The organism is Micromonospora sp. NPDC050187, assembly GCF_044459745.1.
In the GTDB taxonomy this organism is placed as follows: Bacteria; Actinomycetota; Actinomycetes; order Mycobacteriales; family Micromonosporaceae; genus Micromonospora.
This window is the reverse complement of sequence record NZ_JBITJH010000054.1, coordinates 1-3,359: the sequence shown is the minus strand read 5'-3', so window position 1 is coordinate 3,359 and position 3,359 is coordinate 1. Positions and strand designations below refer to the sequence as shown.

Genomic DNA, 3,359 nt, shown 5'->3' with positions numbered 1-3,359 from the left:
CCCGACGACGAGGGCGTCCTCGCCGTGGCGGTGCAGCGACGGGACCGGTCCGAGGTTTCGGGTCTGTTGGCGGCCCTGGCTGAGCTGCACGTCCATGGTGTGGGGGTGACCTGGAAGCAGTGGTTCACCGAGGCTCGCGCGCAGCGGGTGGACCTGCCGACGTACGCGTTCCAGCACCAGCGGTACTGGCCCGCGACGGGCCGGCTGCGGCCCGGAAACGTGTCCGGTGCGGGACTGGGCGACGCCGAGCACCCGCTGCTCGGCGCGGCCGTCGACCTGGCCGGCGACGACGAGGTGGTGCTGACCGGTCGGCTGTCGCTGACCACGCACCCCTGGCTGGCGGACCATGCGGTCGCCGGCGTCGCGCTGGTGCCGGGCACCGCCCTCGTCGAGCTGGCCGTCCGGGCGGGCGACGAGGTGGGCCTGTCCCGGCTCCGGGAGCTGACCGTGGCCACGCCGCTGACTGTCCCACAGACGGGCGGCGTGCGGATCCAGGTGCGGGTGGACGGTGCCTCCGGATCGTCCCAGCGCGCCGTGACCATCTACTCCCGTCGGGACGACGACCCCGAGTCGGGTTGGGTCCGGCACGCGGACGGTGTGCTGGAACCGGTGTCGGCCGACGAGCCGATGGTCGGTGCATGGCCGCCGGCCGGTGCGTCCGAGGTGGACGTGACGGGCTGGTACGAGGCACTGGCCGGGCACGGCCTGGTGTACGGGCCGGTCTTCCGGGGCCTGCGGCGTGCGTGGACCGGCGACGGGGAGGTGCACGCCGAGGTCGTCCTGCCCGAGGATGCGGTGGACGTCTCCGGGTTCGGGGTGCACCCGGCGCTGCTCGACGCGGCGCTGCACGCCATCGGGCTGCTCGACGCGGAGGCTGGCACCACCGTACGCGTACCGTTCGCGTTCGAGGGTGTGCAGGTGCACGCCTCGGGTGCGGGGATGCTGCGGGTGCGGTTGTCCCGGTCCGGTTCCGGGGTGCGTCTGGTCGCCTGCGACGAGGCGGGCGCCCCGGTGGTGTCGGTCGACTCCCTCGTCCTGCGCGAACTGACCGGCCCGGCCACCCCGAGCGCAGCGGCCCGCTCGCTGTTCGAGGTGCGCTGGCAGGCCGAGCAGGTCGTCCCGGAGCAGCAGGTGTCCGGCCTGGCGCTGCTGACCGGGGACGGAACCAGCCGCGCACTGCCGACCGACCTGGCCGTCCGGTGGGAGGTGCCGACGTACCGGGATGTGGCGTCGGTGCTGGCCGACGTCGAGGCCGGTGCCACGCCGGAGACGCTGCTGTTGCCGATCCTCGCCGCGCCCGAGGCCGACGTCGACGTACCCGCCTCGGTGCGGGCGGTGACGGCCGAGGTGTTGGCGGTGGTGCAGGCGTGGTTGTCCGCCGGGGTGTTGGCGGGTTCGAAGCTGGTGGTGGTGACCCGGGGTGCGGTGGCGGTTCGGTCGGGTGATCGGGTCACCGACCTGGCGGGTGCGGCGGTGTGGGGTCTGTTGCGCTCGGCGCAGTCGGAGCACCCGGGCCGGATCGTGCTGGTCGACGTCGACCGGGATCCGGACGCGGACCTGCGGGGTCTGCTCGGATGGGCGGCCGGCGACGCGTCGGGCGGCCAGATGGCGGTCCGCGCGGGCGAGGTGTTCGTTCCCCGGCTGCTGCGGGCGTCCGTGCCGGTGGCGTCGGAGCCGCCCGTGGTGGGTGACGGCACGGTCCTGGTGACCGGTGGTACGGGTGCCCTGGGTGCTCTGGTGGCAGAGCATCTGGTGGCGGCGTACGGGGTGCGGTCGTTGGTGCTGGTGTCCCGGCAGGGGCCGGCCGCGCCGGGCGCGGACGCCCTGGTCGAACGGCTGAGCGCGCTGGGGGCGAACGCCCGGGTGGCGGGCTGCGACGTGACCGACCGGCAGCAGGTGGACGCGTTGGTCGCCGGGATCTCGTCGGCGGGCCGGCTGGCGGGTGTGGTGCACACGGCGGGTGTGCTGGACGACGGTGTGGTCGAGGGGCTGACGGCTGGGCGGTTGGCCGGTGTGTTGGCGCCGAAGGTGGATGCGGCGTGGCATCTGCACGAGGTGACGGCGGGTCTGGATCTGGACCTGTTCGTGGTGTTCTCGTCGGTTGCCGGGGTGCTCGGGTCGCCGGGCCAGGCGGCGTATGCGGCGGGTAACGCGTTCCTGGACGGTCTCGCGGCGTTCCGACAGGAGGCCGGTCTTCCGGCGGTCAGCCTGGCATGGGGCATGTGGGACACCGCCGGGATGGCCGCCTCGATCGGCGACGCCGACCGCGCCCGGTCGGCCCGTGCGGGTCTCCCGTCGATGAGCGCCGAGACCGGGCTCGAACTGTTCGACGCCGCCCTCGCGGCCGGACCGGCCGCCCTGGTGCCGGCGGTCGTCGACGTACCGGCGATGCGGGCAGCCTCCGGTGACGCCGTACCCACGATGCTCCGCAAGCTGGTCGGCACGACCGTCACCCGCCGCCAGGCGGGACAGGGCGGTGGCGCGTGGGCCGCAAGGCTCGCCGGACTCGCCGAGGACGAGGCCCGTGCCCAGGTGGACGTGTTGGTGCGTGGTCTGGTGGCGCAGGTGTTGGGGCATGGTGGTGCGGAGTCGGTGCCGGCGGATCGGGCGTTCCGTGAGTTGGGTTTCGACTCGTTGACGGCGGTGGATCTGCGGAATCGGGTGAACGCGGCGACGGGTCTGCGGCTGGGGTCGACGTTGGTGTTCGACTATCCGACGCCGGCTGCTCTGGCGGGGTACGTGTACGAGCAACTCACCGGAGTGGCGGACGCCCGCCCCGAGACGGTGGCCTCGATCGGAGTGGACGAGCCGATCGCCATCGTGGGGATGGCGTGCCGTTACCCGGGCGGGGTGGACACCCCGGACCAGTTGTGGGAGTTGCTGGCGGGCGGCGGGGAGGGCATCGGTGAGTTCCCCGCCGACCGGGGCTGGGACCTGGATTCCCTGTTCGACCCGGACCCGAACAGCAGCGGCACGTCGTACGCCCGGCAGGGCGGATTCCTGTACGGGGCGGCCGAGTTCGATCCGACCTTCTTCGGGATCTCGCCCCGCGAGGCCCTGGCCATGGATCCGCAGCAGCGGTTGCTGCTGGAGGCGTCGTGGGAGACGTTCGAGTCCGCCGGAGTCGACCCGCACCGACTGCGGGGCAGCCGTACCGGCGTGTTCGCGGGCGTGATGTACCACGACTGGGCGACGCGCCTGATGGACCTGCCCGCCGAGGTGGAGGGCTACGTCGGCACCGGCACGTCGGGCAGTGTGTTGTCGGGTCGGGTGGCGTACACGTTCGGTCTGGAGGGGCCGGCGGTGACGGTGGACACGGCGTGTTCGTCGTCGTTGGTGGCGTTGCATCTGGCGGTGCA

General features: G+C 73.4%; 1 protein-coding gene. It reads left to right on the top strand.

Going from position 1 to position 3,359, the window contains the following annotated elements; translation table 11 throughout:
* Nucleotides 1-3,359 (top strand): type I polyketide synthase (locus ACIBJE_RS31530; protein WP_396753926.1); only part of this gene is annotated, 3,359 nt, incomplete at both ends.